The organism is Streptomyces sp. NPDC048825, from assembly GCF_043198355.1.
GTDB lineage: Bacteria > Actinomycetota > Actinomycetes > Streptomycetales > Streptomycetaceae > Streptomyces > Streptomyces xiangluensis.
Genome location: NZ_JBICUR010000002.1, coordinates 645,278 through 666,530, shown reverse-complemented (window position 1 = coordinate 666,530; position 21,253 = coordinate 645,278). Strand labels below are relative to the sequence as shown.

20 protein-coding genes are annotated in these 21,253 nt (G+C 70.1%); 12 read left to right on the top strand and 8 right to left on the bottom strand.

What is annotated here, in order from left to right:
• Nucleotides 1–258 precede the first annotated feature (258 nt).
• From ACGFNK_RS08540 to ACGFNK_RS08530, 3 genes are all read left to right on the top strand, one after another.
• Nucleotides 259–1,776 carry an ABC transporter substrate-binding protein gene (locus tag ACGFNK_RS08540; protein WP_393413209.1) on the top strand — a complete coding sequence of 506 codons (1,518 nt, stop codon included), beginning with the start codon at nucleotides 259–261 and terminating at the stop codon, nucleotides 1,774–1,776.
• Nucleotides 1,777–3,642, top strand: a complete 1,866-nt coding sequence (locus tag ACGFNK_RS08535) for an ABC transporter permease subunit (protein ID WP_393413207.1) — start codon at nucleotides 1,777–1,779, stop codon at nucleotides 3,640–3,642.
• Nucleotides 3,643–3,853: 211 nt separating this feature from the next.
• Nucleotides 3,854–4,300: a GNAT family N-acetyltransferase gene (locus tag ACGFNK_RS08530; protein WP_393413205.1), complete on the top strand. Its 447-nt coding sequence runs from the start codon at nucleotides 3,854–3,856 to the stop codon at nucleotides 4,298–4,300.
• A gap of 149 nt (nucleotides 4,301–4,449) precedes the next feature.
• Here ACGFNK_RS08530 and ACGFNK_RS08525 read toward each other — a convergent pair whose 3' ends face one another.
• Complete coding sequence (locus ACGFNK_RS08525) at nucleotides 4,450–5,100, bottom strand: MOSC domain-containing protein (RefSeq protein ID WP_393413203.1); 651 nt, start codon at nucleotides 5,098–5,100, stop codon at nucleotides 4,450–4,452.
• Between the two features lie 162 nt (nucleotides 5,101–5,262).
• Nucleotides 5,263–5,955, bottom strand: a complete 693-nt coding sequence (locus tag ACGFNK_RS08520) for a DUF4328 domain-containing protein (RefSeq protein WP_393413201.1) — start codon at nucleotides 5,953–5,955, stop codon at nucleotides 5,263–5,265.
• A 387-nt stretch (nucleotides 5,956–6,342) separates the two neighbouring features.
• Here ACGFNK_RS08520 and ACGFNK_RS08515 point away from each other — a divergent pair, with 387 nt between their 5' ends.
• Nucleotides 6,343–6,810: a hypothetical protein gene (locus ACGFNK_RS08515; protein WP_393413199.1), complete on the top strand. Its 468-nt coding sequence runs from the start codon at nucleotides 6,343–6,345 to the stop codon at nucleotides 6,808–6,810.
• 207 nt (nucleotides 6,811–7,017) lie between these two features.
• Nucleotides 7,018–8,490, top strand: coding sequence for a non-reducing end alpha-L-arabinofuranosidase family hydrolase (locus ACGFNK_RS08510; RefSeq protein ID WP_393413197.1), 1,473 nt, complete (start codon nucleotides 7,018–7,020; stop codon nucleotides 8,488–8,490).
• A 467-nt stretch (nucleotides 8,491–8,957) separates the two neighbouring features.
• Here the strand turns inward: ACGFNK_RS08510 and ACGFNK_RS08505 are convergent, their stop codons facing one another.
• The gene (locus ACGFNK_RS08505) at nucleotides 8,958–9,986 is read right to left on the bottom strand and encodes a LacI family DNA-binding transcriptional regulator (protein ID WP_393413195.1); all 1,029 of its coding nucleotides are present in this window, start codon (nucleotides 9,984–9,986) and stop codon (nucleotides 8,958–8,960) included.
• A gap of 184 nt (nucleotides 9,987–10,170) precedes the next feature.
• Between ACGFNK_RS08505 and ACGFNK_RS08500 the strand changes: the two genes are divergently transcribed.
• Both ACGFNK_RS08500 and ACGFNK_RS08495 read left to right on the top strand, forming a co-directional pair.
• Nucleotides 10,171–10,953: a TIM barrel protein gene (locus ACGFNK_RS08500; protein WP_393413291.1), complete on the top strand. Its 783-nt coding sequence runs from the start codon at nucleotides 10,171–10,173 to the stop codon at nucleotides 10,951–10,953.
• A 131-nt stretch (nucleotides 10,954–11,084) separates the two neighbouring features.
• Nucleotides 11,085–12,110, top strand: coding sequence for a Gfo/Idh/MocA family oxidoreductase (locus tag ACGFNK_RS08495; protein ID WP_393413193.1), 1,026 nt, complete (start codon nucleotides 11,085–11,087; stop codon nucleotides 12,108–12,110).
• A 115-nt stretch (nucleotides 12,111–12,225) separates the two neighbouring features.
• Here ACGFNK_RS08495 and ACGFNK_RS08490 read toward each other — a convergent pair whose 3' ends face one another.
• Entirely contained in the window at nucleotides 12,226–13,617 is a 1,392-nt protein-coding gene (locus ACGFNK_RS08490; protein WP_393413191.1) for a helix-turn-helix domain-containing protein, read from the bottom strand.
• Between the two features lie 210 nt (nucleotides 13,618–13,827).
• Between ACGFNK_RS08490 and ACGFNK_RS08485 the strand changes: the two genes are divergently transcribed.
• Nucleotides 13,828–14,580, top strand: coding sequence for a DUF4232 domain-containing protein (locus ACGFNK_RS08485; RefSeq protein ID WP_393413189.1), 753 nt, complete (start codon nucleotides 13,828–13,830; stop codon nucleotides 14,578–14,580).
• A gap of 44 nt (nucleotides 14,581–14,624) precedes the next feature.
• Here the strand turns inward: ACGFNK_RS08485 and ACGFNK_RS08480 are convergent, their stop codons facing one another.
• Nucleotides 14,625–15,374, bottom strand: a complete 750-nt coding sequence (locus ACGFNK_RS08480; protein WP_393413187.1) for an IclR family transcriptional regulator — start codon at nucleotides 15,372–15,374, stop codon at nucleotides 14,625–14,627.
• Nucleotides 15,375–15,467: 93 nt separating this feature from the next.
• On the opposite strand from ACGFNK_RS08480, the gene ACGFNK_RS08475 reads away from it, so the two are divergent.
• Genes ACGFNK_RS08475 through ACGFNK_RS08465 form a run of 3 tightly spaced genes read left to right on the top strand, consistent with a single transcriptional unit; the run spans nucleotide 15,468 to nucleotide 18,120 of the window.
• A complete protein-coding gene (locus tag ACGFNK_RS08475) occupies nucleotides 15,468–16,583 on the top strand; it encodes a cupin domain-containing protein (protein WP_393413185.1) in 1,116 nt (371 codons plus the stop codon).
• Nucleotides 16,580–17,416 carry a fumarylacetoacetate hydrolase family protein gene (locus ACGFNK_RS08470; RefSeq protein WP_393413183.1) on the top strand — a complete coding sequence of 279 codons (837 nt, stop codon included), beginning with the start codon at nucleotides 16,580–16,582 and terminating at the stop codon, nucleotides 17,414–17,416. Before ACGFNK_RS08475 ends, ACGFNK_RS08470 begins: the two co-directional genes overlap by 4 nt.
• 32 nt (nucleotides 17,417–17,448) lie before the next feature.
• Nucleotides 17,449–18,120: a maleylpyruvate isomerase family mycothiol-dependent enzyme gene (locus tag ACGFNK_RS08465; RefSeq protein WP_393413181.1), complete on the top strand. Its 672-nt coding sequence runs from the start codon at nucleotides 17,449–17,451 to the stop codon at nucleotides 18,118–18,120.
• A gap of 128 nt (nucleotides 18,121–18,248) precedes the next feature.
• On the opposite strand, the gene ACGFNK_RS08460 is transcribed toward ACGFNK_RS08465, so the two are convergent.
• Nucleotides 18,249–19,298, bottom strand: a complete 1,050-nt coding sequence (locus ACGFNK_RS08460) for an aldo/keto reductase (RefSeq protein WP_393413179.1) — start codon at nucleotides 19,296–19,298, stop codon at nucleotides 18,249–18,251.
• Between the two features lie 151 nt (nucleotides 19,299–19,449).
• Nucleotides 19,450–19,788 carry a MerR family transcriptional regulator gene (locus ACGFNK_RS08455; protein WP_165338633.1) on the bottom strand — a complete coding sequence of 113 codons (339 nt, stop codon included), beginning with the start codon at nucleotides 19,786–19,788 and terminating at the stop codon, nucleotides 19,450–19,452.
• A 676-nt stretch (nucleotides 19,789–20,464) separates the two neighbouring features.
• Here ACGFNK_RS08455 and ACGFNK_RS08450 point away from each other — a divergent pair.
• Nucleotides 20,465–20,839, top strand: a complete 375-nt coding sequence (locus ACGFNK_RS08450) for a hypothetical protein (RefSeq protein WP_386342471.1) — start codon at nucleotides 20,465–20,467, stop codon at nucleotides 20,837–20,839.
• A gap of 98 nt (nucleotides 20,840–20,937) precedes the next feature.
• Here the strand turns inward: ACGFNK_RS08450 and ACGFNK_RS08445 are convergent, their stop codons facing one another.
• Nucleotides 20,938–21,246 carry an SCO5918 family protein gene (locus ACGFNK_RS08445; protein ID WP_386342472.1) on the bottom strand — a complete coding sequence of 103 codons (309 nt, stop codon included), beginning with the start codon at nucleotides 21,244–21,246 and terminating at the stop codon, nucleotides 20,938–20,940.
• Nucleotides 21,247–21,253 lie beyond the last annotated feature (7 nt).

The following is a 21,253-nucleotide window of genomic DNA, read 5'->3' as shown; positions in this document are numbered from 1 at the left end:
TCGGCCTAAGCCCATGTCGTTTGCCGCTACGGTCGTCCGCGTGCGTTCCGCACGTCCTTATCGCCAACTCCTCCCCGCCCGGCGAAGTTCCATGGCTTAACTCGGACGGCAGCGGCTTAACCGTCTCAATGCTTGAGACTTCACCCACCCTCGCTGAAATTTGGTAAGGCTTGCCTTATATGCTGGCGCGGCCCTGCCACCGTAAGGCGTATGCCATGCGCCGGGGCCTGCCCCGCCTCCCGCACGACAGGACCCACCATGCGCACCACCTCCCGCGGCCTCCTCGCGACGCTCGCCCTCGGCCCGTTGCTGACCGGCTGTTTCGTGTCGGACGAGGGCGGTTCGGCCACCGATGGTGCGGGGGGATCGGGCGGCCGGCTGAAGGTCGCCCTCGCTGTGCCGCCGGTGCAGGCCCTGTCCCCGTACAGCAATGACGCCACCGTGCTGAGCAAGCTCTCCGTGGCCGAAGGCCTCACCGCGCTGGACAAGGAGGGAGCCGCCGCGCCCGCGCTGGCGAAGTCCTGGAAGCAGGTGAACGCCACGACCTGGGCCTTCGAGCTGCGCAAGGCCACGTTCCAGGACGGCACCGAGGTCACCGCCGAGTCTGTGGTCAACTCCCTTGACCACGCGGGCCAGGCCGAGCCCAAGCCCCGCGTCCTCAGCGATGTGACGCTCACCGCCAAGGCCGACGACGCCGACACCGTCACGATCACGACCAAGGCCGCCGACCCGGTGCTCCCGCTGCGGCTTGCCAGTCCCGCGCTGGGCATCCTCGCCCAGAAGGCGTACGCGAAGGACGGCACCGTCAGCCCGGTCGGCACCGGAACCGGACCCTTCGAGATCACGAAGCTCACCGGGAAGACCAAGGCCGCCCTCGACCGCTTCGACGACCACTGGGGCGGCAAGGCCAAGGCGCCCGGCGTCGACGTGACCTGGATCGCCGACGGCACCGCCCGCGCCAACGCCCTGCGCGGCGGCGCCGTCGACATCGCCGAGTGGATCCCCACCGCCCAGGCGAAGCTGCTGGACAAGGACACCCGTCACGAAGTGCCCTCCGTACGGACCGACAGCCTGGTCCTCAACACCGGAAGCGGCATCTTCACCGACGCCACGCTGCGCGCCGCAGCCCGCGAGGCCGTGGACGGCGGCGCCCTCGTCGACTCGGTCTTCGGCGGATACGCCGACCCCGCGCAGGGCCTGTTCGGGCCCGCCGTCCCCTGGGCGGCCGACAACCGGGTGGCCGTGAGCGGGCGCGCCTCGGCCGCCGCCGACGTCAAGGCGAAGACCAAGGGCAAGACCCTGCGCCTGGCCGGCTACACCAACCGCGCGGAACTCCCCGAGGCCGCCACCGTCCTGCAACAGCAGCTGGAGAAGGCCGGGTTCACCGTCAAGCAGGACATACGCGAGTACACGCAGATGGAGGCCGACCTCCTCGCGGGCAAGTACGACGCGCTCGTCTTCTCCCGCGTGACCCTGCTCGACACCGGCGACGCGGTCGCGTACCTCGCGAGCGACTACACCAGCGACGGCGTCTACAACATCGCCGGGCTGAAGGACCCGAAGGTCGACCAGGCCATCAAGTCCGCTGCCGGGGAAGGCGACACGGAGCGGCGGCAGCAGCAGATCATGCGGGCCGAGGCGGAGATCCTGCGCACCGACGCGGTCGTACCCCTGGTGAACGAGAAGGTCGTCCAGGGCATCGCAACCGACGTCGAGGGCGTACTCCTCGACCCGCGCGAGCGGTCGTTGGTCGACGTCGACACCCATGTGAAGTAGATGAGCGCCACTTCGGCCGGTGCCGACTCCCGCCCGTCCCGGTGGCGCGCGGGGGCCGGCCGCCTCGTCGGCGGGACCGCGCTGCTGACGGCCGTCGCCCTGCTGCCCTGGCTGTCCGGGACCGACCCGGCGCTGACAGTCCTGCGCGCCCGCTCCGCAGACGCGGATCCGACACCCGCGCAACTGACCGTCATACGAGAGCAACTGGGCCTGGACGAGGGCCCGTTCACGCATCTTGCGCAGTGGCTGGGCGGACTGCCGCGCGGCGACGCGGGAACCTCGTGGGTGTCGGGCGAACCGGTTCTGCCCCAGGTGACGACCGCCTTCGCCGTCTCCCTCACGTTGATGCTGGGCGCTCTCGTGGTCACCATCGCTGTGGCCGCGCTGGTCTGCGCCCGCACCCTGCACCTGGGCTCCCGACGACAGTTGCGACAGGGCCGGGCGGGCACCATGGCGGCCGTCCTCGCCGCGCTGCCCAAGTTCCTGCTCGCCTCGCTGCTCGCCACCGTGTGCGGGGTATGGCTGGGCTGGTTCCCGTCGAGCGGCTGGGCGGGACCGATGGCGATGGTGCTGCCCGCACTCGCCCTGGGCGTACCGTCCGGGGCGGTGATCGGCAGCCTGCTCGACCAGTCCCTGCCCGCCGCCTTCCAGGAGCCGTGGGCGCGGACCTGGCACGCGTACGGGTTCTCGCCCGGCCATATCGCCCGGCACGCGCTGCGCCGCACGCTGGCCGGTGTGCTCCCGCAGCTCCTGCCGAGCGTCGTGGCCTTGGTCGGCGGGGCGGTCGCGGTGGAGAAGATCTTCAACATTCCGGGGCTCGGCCGACTCGCCCTGGACGCCGCCATCGCCCAGGATCTGCCGCCGTTGCAGACCGCGACGCTGGTCCTCGTCCTGCTCGGAGTCGCCGCCGGCCTGCTCATCCAGGCCGTACGTCGCGCGCTCCTCGGCCCCGCCCTGCGGGACGGCGCCCTGCCCGCCCTGCACCCGCCGTCCCTCCCCCGGCCGCGCTCACTGCCCTGGGTCATCGGATTCTGCACGGTCACCCTGCTCACCCTGGTCGTGGCCGGACTGCTGCGCGACCCCTTGCAGGTGGACACGGCGGCCCGCCTGCTGTCGCCATCAGCCGCGCATCCGCTGGGCACGGACTCGCTCGGCCGTGATCTGCTGGCCCGGCTGGGCCACGGGGCTCTGCGTACCGCGGGCGTGGCCCTCGCGGTGACGGTGGTCAGCGTTGTCCTCGGGCTGCTGCTCGGCATGGCGACCCAGGTGGGTGCGGGCCTGACCGAAGTGGTGTCGACGCTGCCGGCCGTACTCGCCGGACTGCTGACGACCGCGGTGACCGGGCCGTCCGTGTGGGGCGCCGCGCTGGCTGTGTGCGTGGTCGCCTGGAGTCCGTACGCCGCCCAGACCGCGGCGCTGCTCGAACAGGAACGGGCCAGCGGCCACTTGCTCGCGTCGATCTCCTTCGGAGCCGGACCGCGATACCTGGTGCGCCACCACTACCTGCCCGCCGTACTGCCGCCCGTACTGCGCAACGCCCTGCTACGGCTGCCCACCACGGTCCTCGTCCTGGCCTCCCTCGGCTTCCTCGGCCTGGGCGAGCAGCCGCCCACCCCGGAGTGGGGCCGCCTGCTGTCGGAGAACCAGCCGTACGTGGAGCTGGCGCCCTGGACGGTACTCGGCCCGGCCTGCGCGCTCGTCCTGCTCTCGGTGCTCTCCGTGTCCGGTTCGGCTACGGGACGCGGCAGGTCCCGAAGCCGAACCGGGCCGGCGCGGCGCGCTGCGAAGCAGACCTACTTGCCGGAGCCGGCCGGGCGGGCCGATGCCCCCGCCGTAGCGGCGGCTGCCGAACTGCCGCCCGCGTAGGCGATGTTCGGCGGAGGCGGCTGGAACATGCCCGCTCCGGACCTACGGTCTCCCCGGCGCCCAGCCGGCCGACACCTTCCTCTCAGCCCTGCCCACCGCGCACGCGGACGCCGCCCCGGCGACCCGCTGAGCCGGACCGGCTCCACCTCAAGCAGTCTGGGGAACGTGACAGCATCGGCCGCACCGAGACTCCCGAAGAAGGGCGGGCAACGTGAAGATCGTGGTGGACGACCTCTCCGGGGCGGAGATCGCCGGGTTCCTCGACGAGCACGTCCAGCAGATGCGGTCCATCACTCCTCTGGAAAGCAAGCACGCACTCGATCTCGACGAACTCCGCAAGCCCGAGATCACGTTCTGGTCAGTCATGGACGGGGACACCGTGGTGGGCTGCGGTGCGATCAAAAGGCTGGACGCGGGTCACGCGGAGCTGCGCACCACTCCGGCGCGTAAGCGCAGCGGGATCGCATCCCTGCTGCTGGAGCACATCATCGCCGAGGCCAAGTGCATGGGATTCACGCGGCTGAGCCTCGAGACCGGCGCGGCCGAGTTCTTTCTGCCCGCCAGGAAGCTGTACGAGAAGTTCGGCTTCGTCCCATGCACGCCGTTCGGGGACTATCGGCCCGACTCCAACAGCACGTTCATGACGAGGGTCCTCTGAACCGCAGGTCCGGCAGAGAGCAGCGCTTCGAAGTCGGGTACGCGGTAACCCGTCTGATCTTGACCTCGCAGGTCTCGTCGGTGCCCTTGATGCGGAACTTTGGGCTCTCTCGTCCCCTGCGCGCAGCCGATCCCCCTGAAGTCGATCGTCTATGCGGTGGTACGCCTGCGGGCCAGTTCCTTGCTCTCCTCCGGCAGCGCGTCGGCGACCAGCAGTTGCGGCAGCAGTTCCGGTTCACGTGTCATCGCACGGAAGACGAGCGCGACGGTCACGCCATGATCGGGCCGGCCCACGATCTCCACCGAGTCGGCGGCGCGGATGTCGCCGCTCTCGATCACACGCAGATACGCGCCCGGCAGCGCGGCCTGCGTGAACCGCTTGATCCAACCGTCACGCTCCAGCCAGCCCTGGAACGTCGCGCACGGGATCCGCGGGCACGACACCTCCAGGACAACATCTGGTCCAATGCGCCAACGTTCGCCGATCAGGGCACCGTTGACGTCAAGGCCGACGGTCGTGAGGTTCTCCCCGAAGACACCGTTCGCGAGCGGCCTGCCCAACTCAGCCTCCCACCCGTCGAGATCCTCGCGGGCATAGGCGTAAACGGCCTGGTCGGAGCCGCCGTGATGCTTCACGTCGTAGACCCGGTCGCCGACGAGACCGACCCTGCCAGTGCCCTTGGGGCCGGGGGCGATCACGGCGACCGGGCCGTCGACGGGCCGCTTGTCGATGCCCGTGGCGCTGATGCCCTTCCACGGGTTGGGGCGGGGCTTGCCGACATTGACGGAGAGCAGCTTCATGGGGCGACGGTACGGTCCGCTGCCCCCGGAGGGCGACCTCATTTCCCGCCACTGCCGCCTTCGGCATGCGTGGCGCCGCCGGGGCATCCGGCGGCGTGGCCGTCCGCGACCTGCAGCGCATCCTCGCGCTGACCGCCGCCACCTGAACGAAGCCACATGAGTTCACGCCCGCTGTTCGCGTACCCCCGCACAAGCCGTGCCCGATTCGGCTGCCATACGAGCATTCAGCTGCCATACGAAGGTGATGGCTGCAAGGGCGGCCAACACGCCGAGGGAGTCCGTGAGCATGCCGGTACGCAGGGCGTCCCCGACCGCGTCCGTCTGTTCGGCCCGCCGGTAGAGGGACTGTGCCGAGCGTCCCGCAAAGGTCCACGCCACGAAGGTGAGCCACCATGCGATGACCCAGAGCCGGGAGCGACGGCGCGCGGTGGTTCGGGATCGGCCCGACTCCCACATGTCAAGGGCTATCAGAAGCGGTACCCCAAGGTTGACGAACGGGACGAACCAGCCGGCCAGTGCCCAGGTGCGGCTCTGCCACCACCGCCGGCCGGACTCCGAGGGCTTACGCAGGATCTCCGTCCGGTCCCATGCCTGAACGAACCAGCCCACGAAGAGAAGTCCGGCTCCCACGAAGGCAGCCACCTGGATGCCCGAGAGGTTCTCCACCCACATCTCGGCCCGCAGGACGGGCTCGCCTTGGGGCATGCGGCTCAGCACGGCGAACAGGTGTGTCTGGGCTGCAAGATGTGCTGCCGCGAAGGTGACGTTCGCTGCGAGTGCCACGCACACGACCGCGCCTAGACCCTTGCCCACCAGAACTCCCGCATGGTCCGCGGCCGAATCCGGTCGGCTCAAGGAGGAGCAATGTAAGGCCATTGAATCCGCCTGTCCACACGCGAGCCTCTGCCGTGGCATCACTTTTCAGGTGCACGGCATCTCGGACAGCAGGCGGCATTGTGGAGCACCTTCGCCGCGTTGGCCAAAATAAGTGCAACACGTGAAGCGCCAGCCGACACCGAGCCATGGCTCCCGTGCCGGCTCCCGCCCCGTACCGCAGCACCACAGCTGCAGCCCCCCCGGCCCCTTGCCCCCAACCAAGGTTCCTTAGCGTTCACGTGTGAGCAGCGCGACCGCACGAGGAGGAAACCTCCCGGCGGCCTTCACAACGTTCGTGGGCAGGCGGCGGGAGCTGGCGAGATCCGTCGCCGGCTCGGTTCGGCACGGCTGCTGACGCTCACCGGTGTGGGTGGGGTGGGCAAGACGCGGCTGGCGCTGGAGGTGGCGGCGGCCTCCCGTAAGGGCTTTGCCGACGGGGTGTGGCTGGTGGACCTGGCGCCGGTGCGGGACCCGGCGGCCGTCGCGGCCGTCACCACCACCGCCCTCGGCATACCCGACCTGTCCGCCAGACCCCCGCTGGAGCAGCTCGCGGACCACCTGGCCGAGCGGCAGTGCCTGATCGTGCTGGACAACTGCGAGCACCTCGTCGACGCCTGCGCCGAACTGGCGGACACTCTCCTCTCCGCAGCCCCCGACCAGCGCATTCTCGCGACCAGCCGCCAGACGCTCGGTATGTCCGGCGAGCACGTCTTCACCGTCGCCCCCCTCTCCGTACCGGACGAGGCGGTGGAGCTGCTGCGGGACCGTGCGGCGGCAAGCCGGCCGGAGTTCGACATCACCGACGCCAACCGCGCCGTACAACCCGGGGCTTGAAGCCGCCTGGTTTGAGCCTGTGAATGTTCCGGCTTGCGAATTTTGCGAGAGGTATTGACGCTGATCACCGGAACCCTAATTATCCAGTTGCTCGACACTTCGACCCATGTTCGTCATACCGAACACTCCGGGGCCGCACCACACCGCCTCCGGACAGCCTCTGACGGGCCAAACCGGAGCCGCTTGCTCAAGGATGACGAGGTCCTTATGCGAAGACGTAGTTTCAGTCTCAGACGCCCGTCCGCGGTGCTCGTCGCCGCGGTCGCGGCCCTGGCCGCGTTGGCGGCGCTGCTCGTCGCCGGCCCGGCTCAGGCGGCCACCACCAGCGACGTGCGCGGTGTTGATTCCGGCCGCTGTCTCGATGTGGCGGGCTTCAGCCAGACCGACGGCGCGAACGTGCACATCTGGGACTGCCACGGTGGCATCAACCAGCAGTGGACGTTGACGGACAGCAACCAGCTGACCGTGTACGGCAACAAGTGCCTGGATGTCCGGGGCGGCGCCACCACGTCCGGGGCCGCGGTGCAGATCTGGTCGTGCAACGGCAGTGACAACCAGCAGTGGCGGGTGAACTCCGACGGCACGATCGTCGGCGTGCGGTCCGGGCTGTGCCTGGAGGTCTCGGGCTGGGGCAAGGCCAACGGCACGGGAGTGCAGATCTGGTCGTGCCACGGTGGCGCCAACCAGAAGTGGACCGGCCTGTCCGGGACGGGCAACGCGTGTGATCTTCCGTCGACGTACCGCTGGACATCGACCGGCCCGCTGGCGGAGCCGAAGGCGGGGTGGGCCTCGCTCAAGGACTTCACCAGCGTCGTCCACAACGGCAAGCACGTCGTCTATGCCACGACGCACAACACGCTCGCCGGTAACGATGGGCGCTGGGGATTGACGACCTTCAGCCCCTTCACGAACTGGTCCGACATGGCCACCGCCACCCAGAACACGATTCCCTTCGACGGCATCGCGCCGACGCTGTTCTACTTCGCCCCGAAGAACATCTGGGTGCTCGCCTACAACGGGGGTTGGCCCTACAGCTTCTCCTACCGCACCTCTAGCGACCCCACCAACCCCAACGGCTGGGGCCCGCAGCAGGATCTCTTCACGACCACCCTCCCGGACGTTGTAGATCCCGACGGCACGCGCCGGAAGAGGGGCCCCCTCGACGTGACCCTCATCGGCGACGACACGAACATGTACATGTTCTTCGCCGACGACGAGGGCGGCATCTACCGCGCCAGCATGCCCATCGGCAACTTCCCGGGCACCTTCGGTTCGTTCACGAAGATCATGAGCGACACGGCGCTCAACCTGTTCGAGGCGCCGGAGGTCTACAAGGTCCAGGGCCAGAACCAGTACCTCATGATCGTCGAGGCCCAGAACTACACGGGGTATGGTCGCTACTTCCGCTCCTTCACGGCCACCAGCCTCGGCGGCACGTGGACACCGCAGCCGCAGGCCAACACCGTGACCAGCCCCTTCGCCGGCAGTGCCAACAGCGGCGCGACGGCCTGGACCAGGGACATCAGCCACGGCGATGTGGTGCGCACCAACCCCGACCAGACCAAGACCATCGACCCCTGCAATCTGCAGTTCCTCTACCAGGGGCGCGACCCCCGCACCGACGGCGGGGACTACGGCACCCTGCCGTACCGGCCGGGCGTGCTGACACTGCAGCGCTAGCCGGTGGCGTGACGCAGGACTGGTGTTCCTGACGCTCGCGGGCAACGACGTACGCCGAACCGGGTGAGCGTCACAGCGAGCGATCAGGAACGGGTGGAGTTGGAGCGGCGGGCTCGGTGCAAGGCCGAGCCCGCCCGTGCACGGCGTGGCGGCGACGCTCACGGACCTCGTCGTGCCCGCGCAGGATGCGGTGCATGTTGGACACGCCGGCCACGTACACGCGCACACACCAGACCCGTGACCAGCAACTTCACGATGCACAGTGCTCACTGGTGCGCCGACGGGTTCCTCGGTGAGGGACGCCGCTGGCTCGACCGGGCGCTGGCGGTGGCTTTCGAGCCCACCCCCGCGCGTGCCAGGGCGCTGTGGGTGGCCGCCTGGGCCGCGCTGCTCCGGGATGCTGAACTCCGTGGCCCGACTCCGAGCCGTACAGAGGGGAATCCGCCATCGCACCGGGCGCGAACAGCTCACAGCGAGGGCGGGGCGGTCGTGCCCCGGACGACGAGGCGAGGGGTGATGACGTCTTCCCCGGCGGGGGACTCGTCGCCCTCCAGGCGTGCGACGGCCCGGCCGACGGCGAGCTGGGCGAGGCGGGGGATGTCCTGTCCGACGGTGGTGAGGTCGATGTGGGCCAGCCGGGCCAGGTGGCTGTCGTCGAAGCCGACGACGGAGATGTCGCCGGGGACCGTGACGCCGGAGCGGAGGAAGACGTCGAGAACGCCGGTCGCGCAGCGGTCGTTGAAGGCCATCACGGCGGTGGGGCGCGGGCGGGCGGCCGACAGGGTTCGGGCGGCCGCGGCGCCTGCCTCCTCCGTGAGTCCGCCGGGGAGGATGCGGATGTGTTCGGCCAGGCCGTGGCTGTTCATGGCGGTGCGGTAGCCGCGGCGCCGGTCGGCCGCACCCGGTGCCCGGCCGCCGTCGATGTGGACGATGTCGCGGTGGCCCAGAGCGACGAGGTGGTCCACCGCCTGCCGGGCACCCTCGTCGTCGGCGGTCCGTACGACCTCCAGGCCGGGGATGGAGGGCCGTAGCCGACGGGCCACGGAGACGACCGGCAGTTGCCCGGCCAGTTCCGCGAGCCGCGCGGCCGGGGCTTGCGGGCCGAGGAGGATCAGCGCCTCGCAGCGGTCGGCGAGCAGTGTCTCGACGGCGCGCTGCTCGCCGCGCCCGGCGGCCACGGCGCTCAACGCGATCTGGTAGCCGGCCGGTTCGGCCGCCGCGTAGAGGCCCTCCACCAGATCGGTGTGGAAGGGGTGCTGGAGGCCGAACTGCACGCCGAGCAGCCGGGAACGCTGGCTGCGCAGCAGCCGCGCCCGGGCGTCGGGACGGTAACCGATCTCCCGCGCTGCCTGAAGGACACGCTCGCGGGTGGCCGCGCTGGCGCCCTTCGCGTCGCGCATCACGATGGAGACCAGCGCCGTGGACACGCCGGCCCGCGCCGCCACGTCCGCGAGGGTCGGTCGCTTTCCGGCGGGGACCACCGGGGTTTCTGGCACCTGTCCTCCCTGGTCGGGGTGGCCTTCTCGAAAGCCGACTATAGAACGTTCTAGCATTTCCAGGCCACCGAAGGCTTGACAGGTCTGCTCGGCGACTGGCGTACTGCTGCTCACAGACCTATCTAGAACGTTCTAGCTACTAGAACGTTCTAGGGCGAGGTGCGCGGAGAAAGGGTAGGTGGCGATGTACACACTGGCGGTCTGCGCCGAAATGGTCTTCCTGGATCTGCCGTTCGACGAACGGGCCCGGCGCATCCACGACGCCGGCTTCCAGGTCGAGATCTGGGACTGGACCCGGCACGACCTCGACGCCCTGGCCCGGACCCCGGCCGAGTTCTCGTCCATGACCGGATACATCCGGGGCAGTCTGACCGACGAGGAGGGCGCGGCCGAACTCCTGCGCACCGCCGAGGAGTCGCTCCGGGCGGCGGAGCAACTGGGCTGTCCCCGGCTGAACCTGCACGGCACCGGACTGGACGACAAGGGCCTGCCGGTGGTGCCGGTGACCGGTGCGGCCACCGGAGCGATGTGGATCGCCGCCCACTGCACGCTCACCCGCCTCGCCGAACTGGGCGAGAGCGCCGGGGTGGTCTTCACGCTGGAGAACCTCAACACGGCCGTCGACCATCCCGGTGTGCCGTTCGCGACGGCCGCCGACACGATGGCCCTGGTCCAGGCGGTGGGCCGGCCCGGACTGCGGATGAACCTGGACCTGTACCACGCCCAGATCGGCGAGGGGAATCTGATCGAGCTGGTCCGCCAGGCCCATGCCCTGGGCCTGATCGGTGAGATCCAGGTGGCCGACGTCCCCGGCCGCCGCGAACCTGGAACCGGCGAGATCAACTACCCCGCCGTCGCCCGCACCCTCAAAGAGCTCGGCTACGAAGGCACGGTCGCCATGGAGGCCTGGGCCTCCGGCGACAGCGAACTCGCTTTGGAGCGCTTCCGCTCAGCGTTCACCCTCTGACGGCCCTGTCCCTTGCCGCCTGCCCCCTGCCTGCCCCCTGCCTGCCCCCTGCCTGCCTCTGCCTGCCTCGTCGGGATCCGACGATCCCGACGGACTCCGACCATGACGTATGGAGCCCCATGACCACCCCCATGACTACCCAACAGCCTCTCGCCGTCGGCCTCATCGGCGCCGGACGCATGGGCGCCTTCCACGCCGAGACCCTCGCCCACCGCCTCCCGGGCGTCCGGCTCGCCGCCATCGCCGACCCCGCCCCGGGCACCGCGCGGAGCCTGGGCAACCGGCTCGGCTGCACCGCCGCCTACACGGACATCGGCGACCTCCTCGCCAACCCGCACATCGACGCGGTGGTGATCGCCACCCCGGCCCGCACCCACGCCGACCTCGTCGAAGCGGCGGCCAAGGCCGGCAAAGCGGTCTACTGCGAGAAGCCGATGGCCGTCACCCTCGCCGAGGCCGACCGCGCCATCAAAGCCGCCGCCGACGCCGGCGTGCCACTCCAGGTCGGCTTCAACCGCCGCTACGACCCGGGCTTCCGGGCCGCCCACGAGAAGATCACCGCCGGCACCATCGGCACACCCCAGCTGCTGCGCTCGCTCACCCGCGACCCCAAACTCGCCGACCCGGCCCGTATACCCCCGTGGACGATCTTCCTGGAGACACTCATCCACGACTTCGACGTCCTGCGCCACCTCAACCCCGGCGCTGAACCCGTCGAGGTCTCCGCGTTCGCGGACGCCCTGATCCGCCCCGACTTCAAGGACCACGGCCTGCTCGACACCGCCGTCGTCACCATCCGCTTCGACAACGGCGCCCTCGCCACCGCCGAGGCCAGCTTCCAGGCCGTCTACGGCTACGACGTACGCGCCGAAGTCCTCGGCTCGGCGGGCATGCTCACCCTGGGCGACCTCCGCCGTACCCACCTGACCGCATACGGCCCCGACGGCGCCACCGCCGAGTGCGTCACCTACGACCAACACCTCTTCCACGACGCCTACGTGGCCGAACTCGCCGACTTCACCGACAGCATCCGCACCGGCCGCACCCCCACCGCCGGCGGCGAGGACGCCCGCGCAGCCCTGTCCATCGCCCTCGCCGCCATCGACTCCGTCACCACCGGCGGCTCCGTTCGCATCGACCAGCTCAAAGGTCTCTGACGCGCCGAACGCCCCCGACCGGTCAGCCGCGCGAGTATCCGGGCCGCGCGCCGAGAGCCGGGATGCTGCTCGCACTGTGCCGCGGCGCAGCTGTCATCCGCCACCCGCCGCGCGCTCAGCCGGGAATGTCGGCTTCGTACTCATCCCGTCGCCACTCGGAGCCTCCGAGCGGATAGTTGTACGCGGGCCGCCCCACGTTCCCGCTCGTCCGGAAGGGATTGCCGTTGTCGTCGATGCGTACGGTGCCCTGCTGGTCGCCACTGGACCACTCCAGCTCCAGGTACCAGCTCACGTTGTGCGCCCGCGCGTCCGCGAAGACGTAGAAGACCTCGGGATCGGACTCACTCACCTTGTACGGGAAGTCGCGCTGACCTGCCTTGGGAGAGATCGCGGGCCGCCCGGCATCGAGGTCCACCCCGAAAGCCGTCGTCTCCACGTTGCCACCGCACCCGACGCCCATCGCGAAGTCGTTCCAGTCGAGCGGAGCGGTCTTCTCCACCACCCGCACATGGAGTTCGTCCAGGACGACGGTGCCACTTCCGGTGCCCTGCACGGTCAGCGCGAGCATCTGCTGCCCGCCGGAGACGGCGCCGAGCGCGGTGACCCACCCGCGCGCGTCCGGCTCACCCGGCGGCGGAACGACCTGCTCGGGCTCCCGGTCGACCAGATAGTGCTGACTGCACGGCCCTTCCCACTTGTACGGATTGACGTCGACGGAGGGCTCAGTGGCCTCATCCTCGGCACCACCGCCCTGGCCCGCCCCGGCCCCACCGCTCCGGGAGGCGGAGGCGGACGGGGAAACCGTAGGACTGCCGCTGCGCGAGGCGGACGGCGAGGCCGAACTGCCCTTCGAGCCGGACGGCTTGGAGCCGCGGGGACGTTCGTCGACGGACGGGGAGGCGGCCCCGACGGACCCCTTCCCGCCCCGGTCGTCATGGCCTTCCCCCTGGCCCGGCACAAGATTCACCACGAACGCGACGGACACGAGGGCGGCGGCCACGGCGGCCCCGGCGAGGACGACGGTACGCCGCCGCCGCGCCACGGGAGCCTCCGTCAGGGGCCGCCGCTCGATCTCGGGAACGGCCTCGGCCTCCGCTTCGGACCCGGCTGTTTCGGACCCCGCGGCCCCGGTTCCGACCTCCGCTTCGGACCCGGCCGCTTCGGGCCCCGCGGCCCCCGTCCCGACCTCCGCTTCGGACCCCGCCGCCTCATCCGCTGTACGCGCCTGCCGTTCCTCCTCCGCAGCGGCTCCGCCCGCCTTCTGCCTCCGCCGGGCATCCGCCAGAACCCACCGCCGGTGCAGCTCCACCAGTTCCTCGGGCGTCGCCTTGCACACCCGCGCGAACCGCTCCACGGGTGCGTAGTCGGTCGGTACGGCATCCCCGTTGACATACCGGTGAAGCGTGGACGTACTCGTGTGCAGCCGCTTTCCGAGCACCCCGTAACTGAGGCCGGACCGCTCCTTCAACCGGCCCAACAGTTCCGAGAATTCGTCGCCCGCCACCATTCCGCCCTCTCTCCACGTCCCGGACCTCCGTTCCAGGGGTAGGTCATTCCCCCAGGTCAGGGCTATCGCAAGCGTTCCAGCGTCCCGGATACCCCGGCAGCCGTAGCGGCCGGGACGGATCACCGCACAAGCTCGGGTCATCCAAACACGCCGCTCCCGGCACCCGGTCGAGCGGCCCATGCCAACACCCGTACCGCACAGGGGGATCACATGTCCACACGCACCAACCGCACCCGCGTGCTCATCGCCGCCGCGCTCACGGCCGCCACGCTGACGTTGACGGCCTGCAACAACGGAGAGGGCGGCCGCGACGAGGGGGCAGCATCGGCAGGATCCGCGTCCACGGCCTCCGCCAACCCTTCCAAGCCTTCGTCCAAAGTGAACGGGGGAACCTCCACCGGGGCGGGACAGACCGATTCGCAGGGCGCGACGTCCGAAGGCTCGACAGGGGGCGCGGCCGGTTCGAGCGGCACGACGGGTTCCGGGGGGTCGTCGGACTCCACGGGCACCTCGGGCTCGAAGGGTTCGGGGGGTTCGAAGGACGACTCGGCGTCCGCGTACCCGCCCTGCTCCAGTGCCTCCACCCGGATGACCGCCACGGAGGTCTCCCGCCCGCTGAACCACCTTCTCCTCACCGTCACCAACACCGGCTCGAAGAACTGCGACCTCGTCGGCTACCCGGCGGTCCGTTTCGGCGAGGCCCAGTCCGTCCCGCCGGCCTTCGAGGACTCCAAGCCGCAGGCGGTGGTCACGCTGGCCCCTGGCGAGTCGGGCTATGCGAGCGTCCTCCTCACGTCCGCGGACGGCAGCGGCTCCAACGGCTACACGGCCAAGTCCCTCGCGGTCTCTTACGGCGAGAACGCGAGCGCCAACCCGTCACTCCCCGCGAAGGGCGTGTACGTCGACGACTCGATCGGCGTCTCGTACTGGCAGTCGACCATGGCCGACGCCCTGGCCTGGTGACACACCGACTCACTGAGCCACGGTGCCCCCGATGCGCGGACCGGTCAGGCCGGCGCTTCCAGTTCGCGTTCGATGGCTGAGGCCGTCGTGGCCAGGGCGCTCACCCAGTGGGGAAGGCGGTCCCGGCGGAAGCGCGCCGTCGGTATGGCGATCGCCACGGCTGCGATCAGACCGTGTGCAGGGGCCCGGACGCGGACGCCGATCGCGGTCAGCCCGGTCTCGGTCTCCTGGTTGTTGAGGGCGAATCCCCGCTTGCGCACCCGGGCCAGTTCGCGCCGCAGCCGGGGCAGGTCGACCTCCGTGTCGCCGTCGTACAGCACGGTGAGGTCCTCGGCGGGAAGGGCGGCGAGGATGGCCTTGCCGCCCGAGGTCAGGTGAGCGGGCAGTGACCGGCCGGCCCGGGTGCCGACCCGCAGGATCTGCGGGGACCGGGACTCCGCCGTCGCCAGGAACCGGGCCTCGGTGCCGGCCAGGACGATGAGGTTGACCGACTCCTCCTTGGCGTCGGCCAGTTCCTGCATATGGGGCAGCGCCACCTCCCTCAGCAGGGTCACCGGAGCCTGGGTGGTGACGGTGGGGCGCAGGACCTCGCCCGCCTGGTAGCGCCGGTCGGGCCGCTGCTCGGCGAAGTCCCGGTAGACGAGCATCGCCAGCAGGCGGTGCGCGGTGGACGGCGAGACGCCCAGACGTTCCGCGGCATCACTGACCCGCATCGGGCCCTCCTGCTGCAGCAGCGTCGCCAGGTGCAGCGCGTGGTCGACCGAGGCGATCGGATATGGCGGCTCGTTCTTCATAGTAGAAAAACGTATCCCCCTCAGCAGAACACTGGCAACGTTGCCGGTATCAACCCGTACCAAGTCGTCCCGCTGAGGACTGGGAGTACAGGCATGACCACCACCCCGTCTCCGGTGACCATCCGCGCCACCGACGGCCCGGGACAGCCCGAGCGCACCCCCCAACTCGAGTCGCTCTACCGACAGTTCGAGTCGGAACTGCTCGTCCCGCTGTGGGCCGAGATCGGCGAACTGATGCCGGCCGAGCCCCACTCCAAGGCCCTTCCGCACCTGTGGCGCTGGCGCAACCTGATGCCGATGGCGGAACAGGCCGGGAGCCTGGTTCCCGTGGGACGCGGCGGCGAGCGCCGCGCCATCGCGCTGGCCAACCCGGGCCTGGGCGGGCGCCCGTTCGCCACGCCGATGCTGTGGGCGGCGATCCAGTACCTCAAGCCGCACGAGGACGCACCGGTTCACCGGCACACCCAGAACGCGTTCCGCTTCGTGGTCGAGGGCGAGGGCGTGTGGACCGTCGTCAACGGCGACCCCGTGGCCATGCGCCGCGGCGATTTCCTGCCGCAGGCCGGCTGGCACTGGCACGGCCACCACAACCGCAGCGACCGGCCGATGGCCTGGATCGACGGGCTGGACATCCCCTTCCAGCACTACACGGACGCGACGTTCTTCGAGTTCGGCACCGACGACGTCGGCACCCGCGAGACCCCGGAACGCTCCCGCTCGGAGCGGCTGTGGGCCCACCCGGGCCTGCGCCCTCTCACCCACCTGACGCCCACGCCGGCCACCCCGCTGCTCGCCTACCGCTGGGAGTACACCGACCGCGCGCTGTCCGACCAGCTCGCGCTGGAGGCCGAGGGCTGCACGGCGACGGTCGAGCCGGGGCACGCGGCGGTCCGCTACACCAATCCGACCACGGGCGGCGACGTACTGCCGACGCTCCGCACCGAGTTCCACCGGCTCGCGCCGGACACGGCGACCGCCGCCGTACGGGAGGTCGGCTCGTCGGTCTTCCAGGTCTTCGACGGCACGGGCGAGGTCACGGTGGGCGAGGCCCGCTGGACCGTCGAACGCGGCGACCTCTTCGTCGTCCCCTCCTGGACCACGCTCAGCCTGGCCACCGACACCGGCCTCGACCTCTTCCGCTTCAGTGACACACCCGTCTTCGAACGGCTCCACCTCGACCGCACCTACCAGGAAGGCCCCCACGCATGAAGCTGGCGACCGTACGCACGGCCGACGGACTGCGCACCGCCCGCGTCGAGGACGGACAGTACGTCGACCTCGGCCCGGGCGACGTGGGCAGCCTGCTCGCCCACGACGACTGGCGCACCCGTGCCGCGGCCACGGGCGGAGCGACCCTCGCCGTCGAGCCCACCGACCTCGCCCCGGTGATCCCGCACCCCGGCAAGATCGTGTGCGTGGGCCTCAACTACCGCACCCACATCACCGAGATGGGCCGTGACCTGCCCGAACACCCCACTCTGTTCGCCAAGTTCACCGAAACACTGATCGGTCCCTACGACACTCTCACCCTGCCGCCCGAGTCCCCCACGGTGGACTGGGAGGCCGAACTCGTCGTGGTCGTCGGCAAGCGGGTGCGGCGCGCGGACCGGGCCACCGCGGAGGCGGCCATCGCCGGATACACCGTCATGAACGACGTCTCCATGCGCGACTGGCAGTTCCGCACCAAGGAGTGGCTCCAGGGCAAGACCTGGGAAGCCAGCACCCCCCTCGGCCCTTGCCTGCTCACCGCGGACGAACTCGCGCACGACGCCGCGATCAGCTGCGAGATCGACGGGGAGTCCCTGCAGAAGTCCACCATCGCCGACCTGCTGTTCGACGCCGCCGACCTGGTCTCGTACATCTCGACCATGATCACCCTCAACCCCGGCGACCTCATCGCCACTGGCACCACCGGCGGCGTGGGCCACGCCCGCAAGCCTCCCCGCTACCTCCAGGACGGCCAGACGCTGGTCACGACCGTCGAGGGCATCGGCACCCTGTCCAACCCGGTACGGCGCGCCCCGGAAAGCACCTCCGCATGACCACGGGCACGCCGGCTCGCAGCCTTCGCTGGATGGCCGAGGGGCACGCGTACTTTCTCTCGCAGCTCAAGGCGGTGGGCGACGAGGAGCTACGAGGCCCCAGCCGCCTGCCCGGCTGGTCGGGCCGGCACCTGCTCTCCCACGTCGGGCACAACGCCAAGGCCCTGGGACGGCTGGCCCACTGGGCGGCGACGGGCGAGCCCACACCCATGTACCCGAGCCCGGACGCACGGGCCGAGGAGATCGAGTCCGGCGCCGCCTGGCCCGTGCCGCACCTGCGCGCCTTCGTCGAAGCCGAGCACGACCGGCTCGCCGCCGCCCTGGACCGCCTCACCGACCCGAAGTGGGACGCCGAGGTCGTCACCGCCCAGGGCCGCACCGTCCCGGCGCGCACCATCCCCTGGCTGCGCAGCCGCGAAGTGTGGATCCACGCCTGCGACCTGCCGTCCGGCGGCGACTTCTCGGCCTTCCCGGAGGACTTCGTCGACGCGTTGATCGAGGACGCGCTCACGCGCCGTCGTACCGGGCAGGGCCTACGGCTCCAGGTGCGGGCGACCGACCGGGAGGGCCGTACCGACGAGAGCCCGGCCGTCGTCGAGGGAACCGCAGCCGACCTCGCGCGCTGGCTCACCGGACGCGGCACACCCGTACGACTCCATACGACAACGGGGGCGCCGCTCCCCGAGCTGCCGCCGTGGCTGTGACCACACGCAGAACGAACGCCGTCGCCACCGGGCTGTGCCGCACGACCTGAGCGTGCGCCGCCAGGCCACGCCCTTCCCGCTGCCCGCCGTGCTCGGCCAGGAGTGGGTGGGTGTCTGTACAGGCGGCTTCAGGCGGCGGCCCTGGACCCGGCCGTGCGTCGCCGGAGCGCCGGCGTGGTGAGCGAGGGCGGCGTCCAGGCGCCGTCCGGGGGATAGATGTCGGTTCCGGGCGGCACGATGTCGTCGATCCGGTCGAGGACGGCGTCGTCCAGCATCACGGACCTGCCCTTGAGCGTGTTCCGCAGCTGCTCCATCGTGCGCGGGCCGATGATCACCGACGTGACGGCTGGATGCGCGAGCGGGAAGGCGATGGCCAGCTCCGGCAGCGAACAGCCCACTTCCTCGGCCACGGCAACGAGCTGCTCGACCGCCTCCAGCTTCGCGGCGGTGCGAGGCGCCGAGGGATCGAAGCGGTCCGGCGTCAGGGTGGGACGTCCGCTGCTCAGATCGAGATCCCGGCCCTTCCGGTAGCGGCCGGTCAGGAACCCCGACGCCAGCGGGCTCCAGGTCAGCACCCCCATGCCCAGGCGCTGCGCCACCGGCAGCACGTCCTTCTCGATGCCTCGGGCCAGCAGCGAGTAGGGCGGCTGCTCGGTACGGAACCGCTGGAGCCCGCGACGGTCGGCCACGTGGTGCGCCTCGACGATCTCGTGCGCGGGGAACGTGGAGCAGCCGAACGCCCTGATCTTGCCCTGTCGCACGAGATCGGTCAGGGCGGAGAGTGTCTCCTCGATGTCGGTCGTATGGTCCGGCCGGTGCACCTGATACAGGTCGATCCAGTCCGTTCCCAGCCGCCGCAGGCTCTCCTCCACCTCCCGGACGATCCAACGCCGTGAGTTGCCGCCCCGGTTGGGGCCGTCGCCCATGGGGAAGTGGACCTTGGTCGCAAGTACGACGTCGTCGCGGCGGTCTTTCAGCGCCTTGCCGACGATGGTCTCCGACTCTCCGGCCGAGTACATGTCGGCGGTGTCGACGAAGTTGATTCCCTCGTCGAGCGCGGCATGGATGATCCGGACGCACTCGTCGTGGTCGGCATTACCAACGGAACCGAACATCATGGTGCCGAGGCAGTACGCGCTGACCTCTATGCCGGTCCCGCCCAGAACGCGGTGGCGCATGCATCTCTCCTTCAACGTCGTCCTGTCGCGAATGCCGCGACATTACGAGTTGGAGTCCGCTCCAAGGCAAGCAGCCACCGCAAGCAGCCACCTCCGCTCGGTCCGGCCGCGAGCCCGCATGGCGGTGTGAGCCCCGCCCGCGCCGGTGCACTCAGCTGGAACTGTCGGGCTCTTCCTTCGCGGCGCGGCGGTACTCGGCGTTGATGCGCTGCGCTTCCTCAAGCTGGTCCTCAAGGATGACGATGCGGCAGGCAGCCTCGATCGGGGTCCCCTGGTCGACGAGTTCGCGGGCGCGAGCGGCGATCCGCAGCTGGTAGCGGGAGTACCGCCGGTGCCCGCCTTCCGAGCGGAGCGGAGTGATCAGACGGGCCTCACCGATGGCCCGCAGGAAGCCGGGGGTGGTGCCGAGCATTTCGGCGGCCCGGCCCATCGTGTACGCGGGGTAGTCGTCGTCGTCCAGACGACCGCTGAGCGGAGTATCTGCTGTCATTTACACCTCTTGTACGACGCGTCGAGGGGCCCTGGTGCCGTGCGGCACCAGGGCCCCGAAGGGATTGAACACCATCTGTCGGCCCTACTGCTGTGCCGACCTGCTGTTTCCGCTACCCGGCCCGGGAGAGGGCCGGGAGAGCGGGGATCGCGGATTCGTGACCGGGGACCACCTTCCAATCCGGGGTCTTGCGGTACCCGGCCGAATGCTTCCTGGGCCGGGCGATCCTGATGGCGTCTGCTCCCTCCTTCCTTTCCTCCGAATGATGTGCACTGCTGGTGTTGCTGTCGGCGGCCCCTCGACCTGCGAGCCGCCCAGTGCGACTGTCAGTCCCGTCACCGTCCTGCGAACAACGTGGCTTCGGAACTCCACAGTCACCCTGACCTGCGAACTTCGTGTACCGCTGCCCGGCAGTTCGTGTCTGCCGGGCTTCCTTGACCGATTCTACGAAAGGAACCTTAACTAGATCACCGGCCAATGTCTACTCCGGCGAGCATAGATTTCGGAGCTCTCGAGGCGTAAGTATTTTGCGCCAGCCGACAGCGGCGGCACGGTGGGCCATGCGCTCCAGCGCCCCGGTCCCTCACCGCGCCGGTTCGCCGGCCGCACGTCGGCGCCCGAGGTCACGTACGGGAAATGAGCACAGAGGACCGACCGCTGCATAAAATCGGCTCTCATGTCGAAACCTGACGACCTGCTCGCGGACATCGCCGCCAAGGTGGAGTCCGCGCAAAGCAATCAGATGTCGCTGACTGTGGTTGTCGGCGGTGCTGTCATCACCGGCCGACTGGCGCCCGAAGCCGTGTGGCGGGAGCGAGTGTCGGAGGTGCTGAAGGACTCGGACCGTCTCGGCCAGTTCTCCGGTGTCTTCGCAGCCGACCGGACAGAGGACCGAACCGACCGTGGCGAGGCGCCCACGCATCTGCACTTCCATCTCGCCCGGATCCTGCAGGGCAGTGTCGGGATCCCCGAGACGGGTGGAATGTACCGAGTCGCGATCAGCGACGTCGGTGCCTGGACCGTGGGGGACTTCAGTTACTCCGAACCGTGAGACGCCCCACGACGAGGGCCCTGCCGACGTGTGTCGGCAGGGCCCTCATCGTTGTTCTGTCGCTGTTCTGGTGCCGGCTTCCGCCGGTCCTCATGGTTTCAGGAGACGGGCCTGCCGAGCAGGGCCGATGCGGTCTGCAGCGGTGTGAGGACGCGCGCGGCGGGTGCGCTCTCCTCGCCGTTGCGGCAGGTGAAACCGAGGCGGCTCATGGCGCGGGTGACTTCCCCGCTGGTGAAGTCGCGGCGGTCCTGCCGGGTGATGACTTCGCCCACTTGCTTGACGGGATAGTGGCGGCGGCCGATGACCACGGACTCACCCGTGACGGCCTCGGGCTTGATGCCCTTCATGGAGGCCAGTACCTCGTGCTTGGTGAGCTCGAACGGGAACCGGGCGATGACACAGCGCATGATGCCT

Excerpts from the sequence above, each read along its gene's own strand:
- ACGFNK_RS08525 (WP_393413203.1), bottom strand. The coding sequence starts at position 5,100 with ATGAAGCTGCTCTCCGTCAATGTCGGCAAGCCCCGCCCCAACCCGTGG.
- ACGFNK_RS08510 (WP_393413197.1), top strand. The coding sequence starts at position 7,018 with ATGCGAAGACGTAGTTTCAGTCTCAGACGCCCGTCCGCGGTGCTCGTC.
- ACGFNK_RS08490 (WP_393413191.1), bottom strand. The coding sequence starts at position 13,617 with ATGGTGGCGGGCGACGAATTCTCGGAACTGTTGGGCCGGTTGAAGGAG.
- ACGFNK_RS08495 (WP_393413193.1), top strand. The coding sequence starts at position 11,085 with ATGACTACCCAACAGCCTCTCGCCGTCGGCCTCATCGGCGCCGGACGC.
- ACGFNK_RS08445 (WP_386342472.1), bottom strand. The coding sequence starts at position 21,246 with ATGCGCTGTGTCATCGCCCGGTTCCCGTTCGAGCTCACCAAGCACGAG.
- ACGFNK_RS08465 (WP_393413181.1), top strand. The coding sequence starts at position 17,449 with ATGGCCGAGGGGCACGCGTACTTTCTCTCGCAGCTCAAGGCGGTGGGC.
- ACGFNK_RS08460 (WP_393413179.1), bottom strand. The coding sequence starts at position 19,298 with ATGCGCCACCGCGTTCTGGGCGGGACCGGCATAGAGGTCAGCGCGTAC.
- ACGFNK_RS08500 (WP_393413291.1), top strand. The coding sequence starts at position 10,171 with ATGTACACACTGGCGGTCTGCGCCGAAATGGTCTTCCTGGATCTGCCG.
- ACGFNK_RS08485 (WP_393413189.1), top strand. The coding sequence starts at position 13,828 with ATGTCCACACGCACCAACCGCACCCGCGTGCTCATCGCCGCCGCGCTC.
- ACGFNK_RS08450 (WP_386342471.1), top strand. The coding sequence starts at position 20,465 with ATGTCGAAACCTGACGACCTGCTCGCGGACATCGCCGCCAAGGTGGAG.
- ACGFNK_RS08470 (WP_393413183.1), top strand. The coding sequence starts at position 16,580 with ATGAAGCTGGCGACCGTACGCACGGCCGACGGACTGCGCACCGCCCGC.
- ACGFNK_RS08455 (WP_165338633.1), bottom strand. The coding sequence starts at position 19,788 with ATGACAGCAGATACTCCGCTCAGCGGTCGTCTGGACGACGACGACTAC.
- ACGFNK_RS08480 (WP_393413187.1), bottom strand. The coding sequence starts at position 15,374 with ATGAAGAACGAGCCGCCATATCCGATCGCCTCGGTCGACCACGCGCTG.
- ACGFNK_RS08535 (WP_393413207.1), top strand. The coding sequence starts at position 1,777 with ATGAGCGCCACTTCGGCCGGTGCCGACTCCCGCCCGTCCCGGTGGCGC.
- ACGFNK_RS08540 (WP_393413209.1), top strand. The coding sequence starts at position 259 with ATGCGCACCACCTCCCGCGGCCTCCTCGCGACGCTCGCCCTCGGCCCG.
- ACGFNK_RS08475 (WP_393413185.1), top strand. The coding sequence starts at position 15,468 with ATGACCACCACCCCGTCTCCGGTGACCATCCGCGCCACCGACGGCCCG.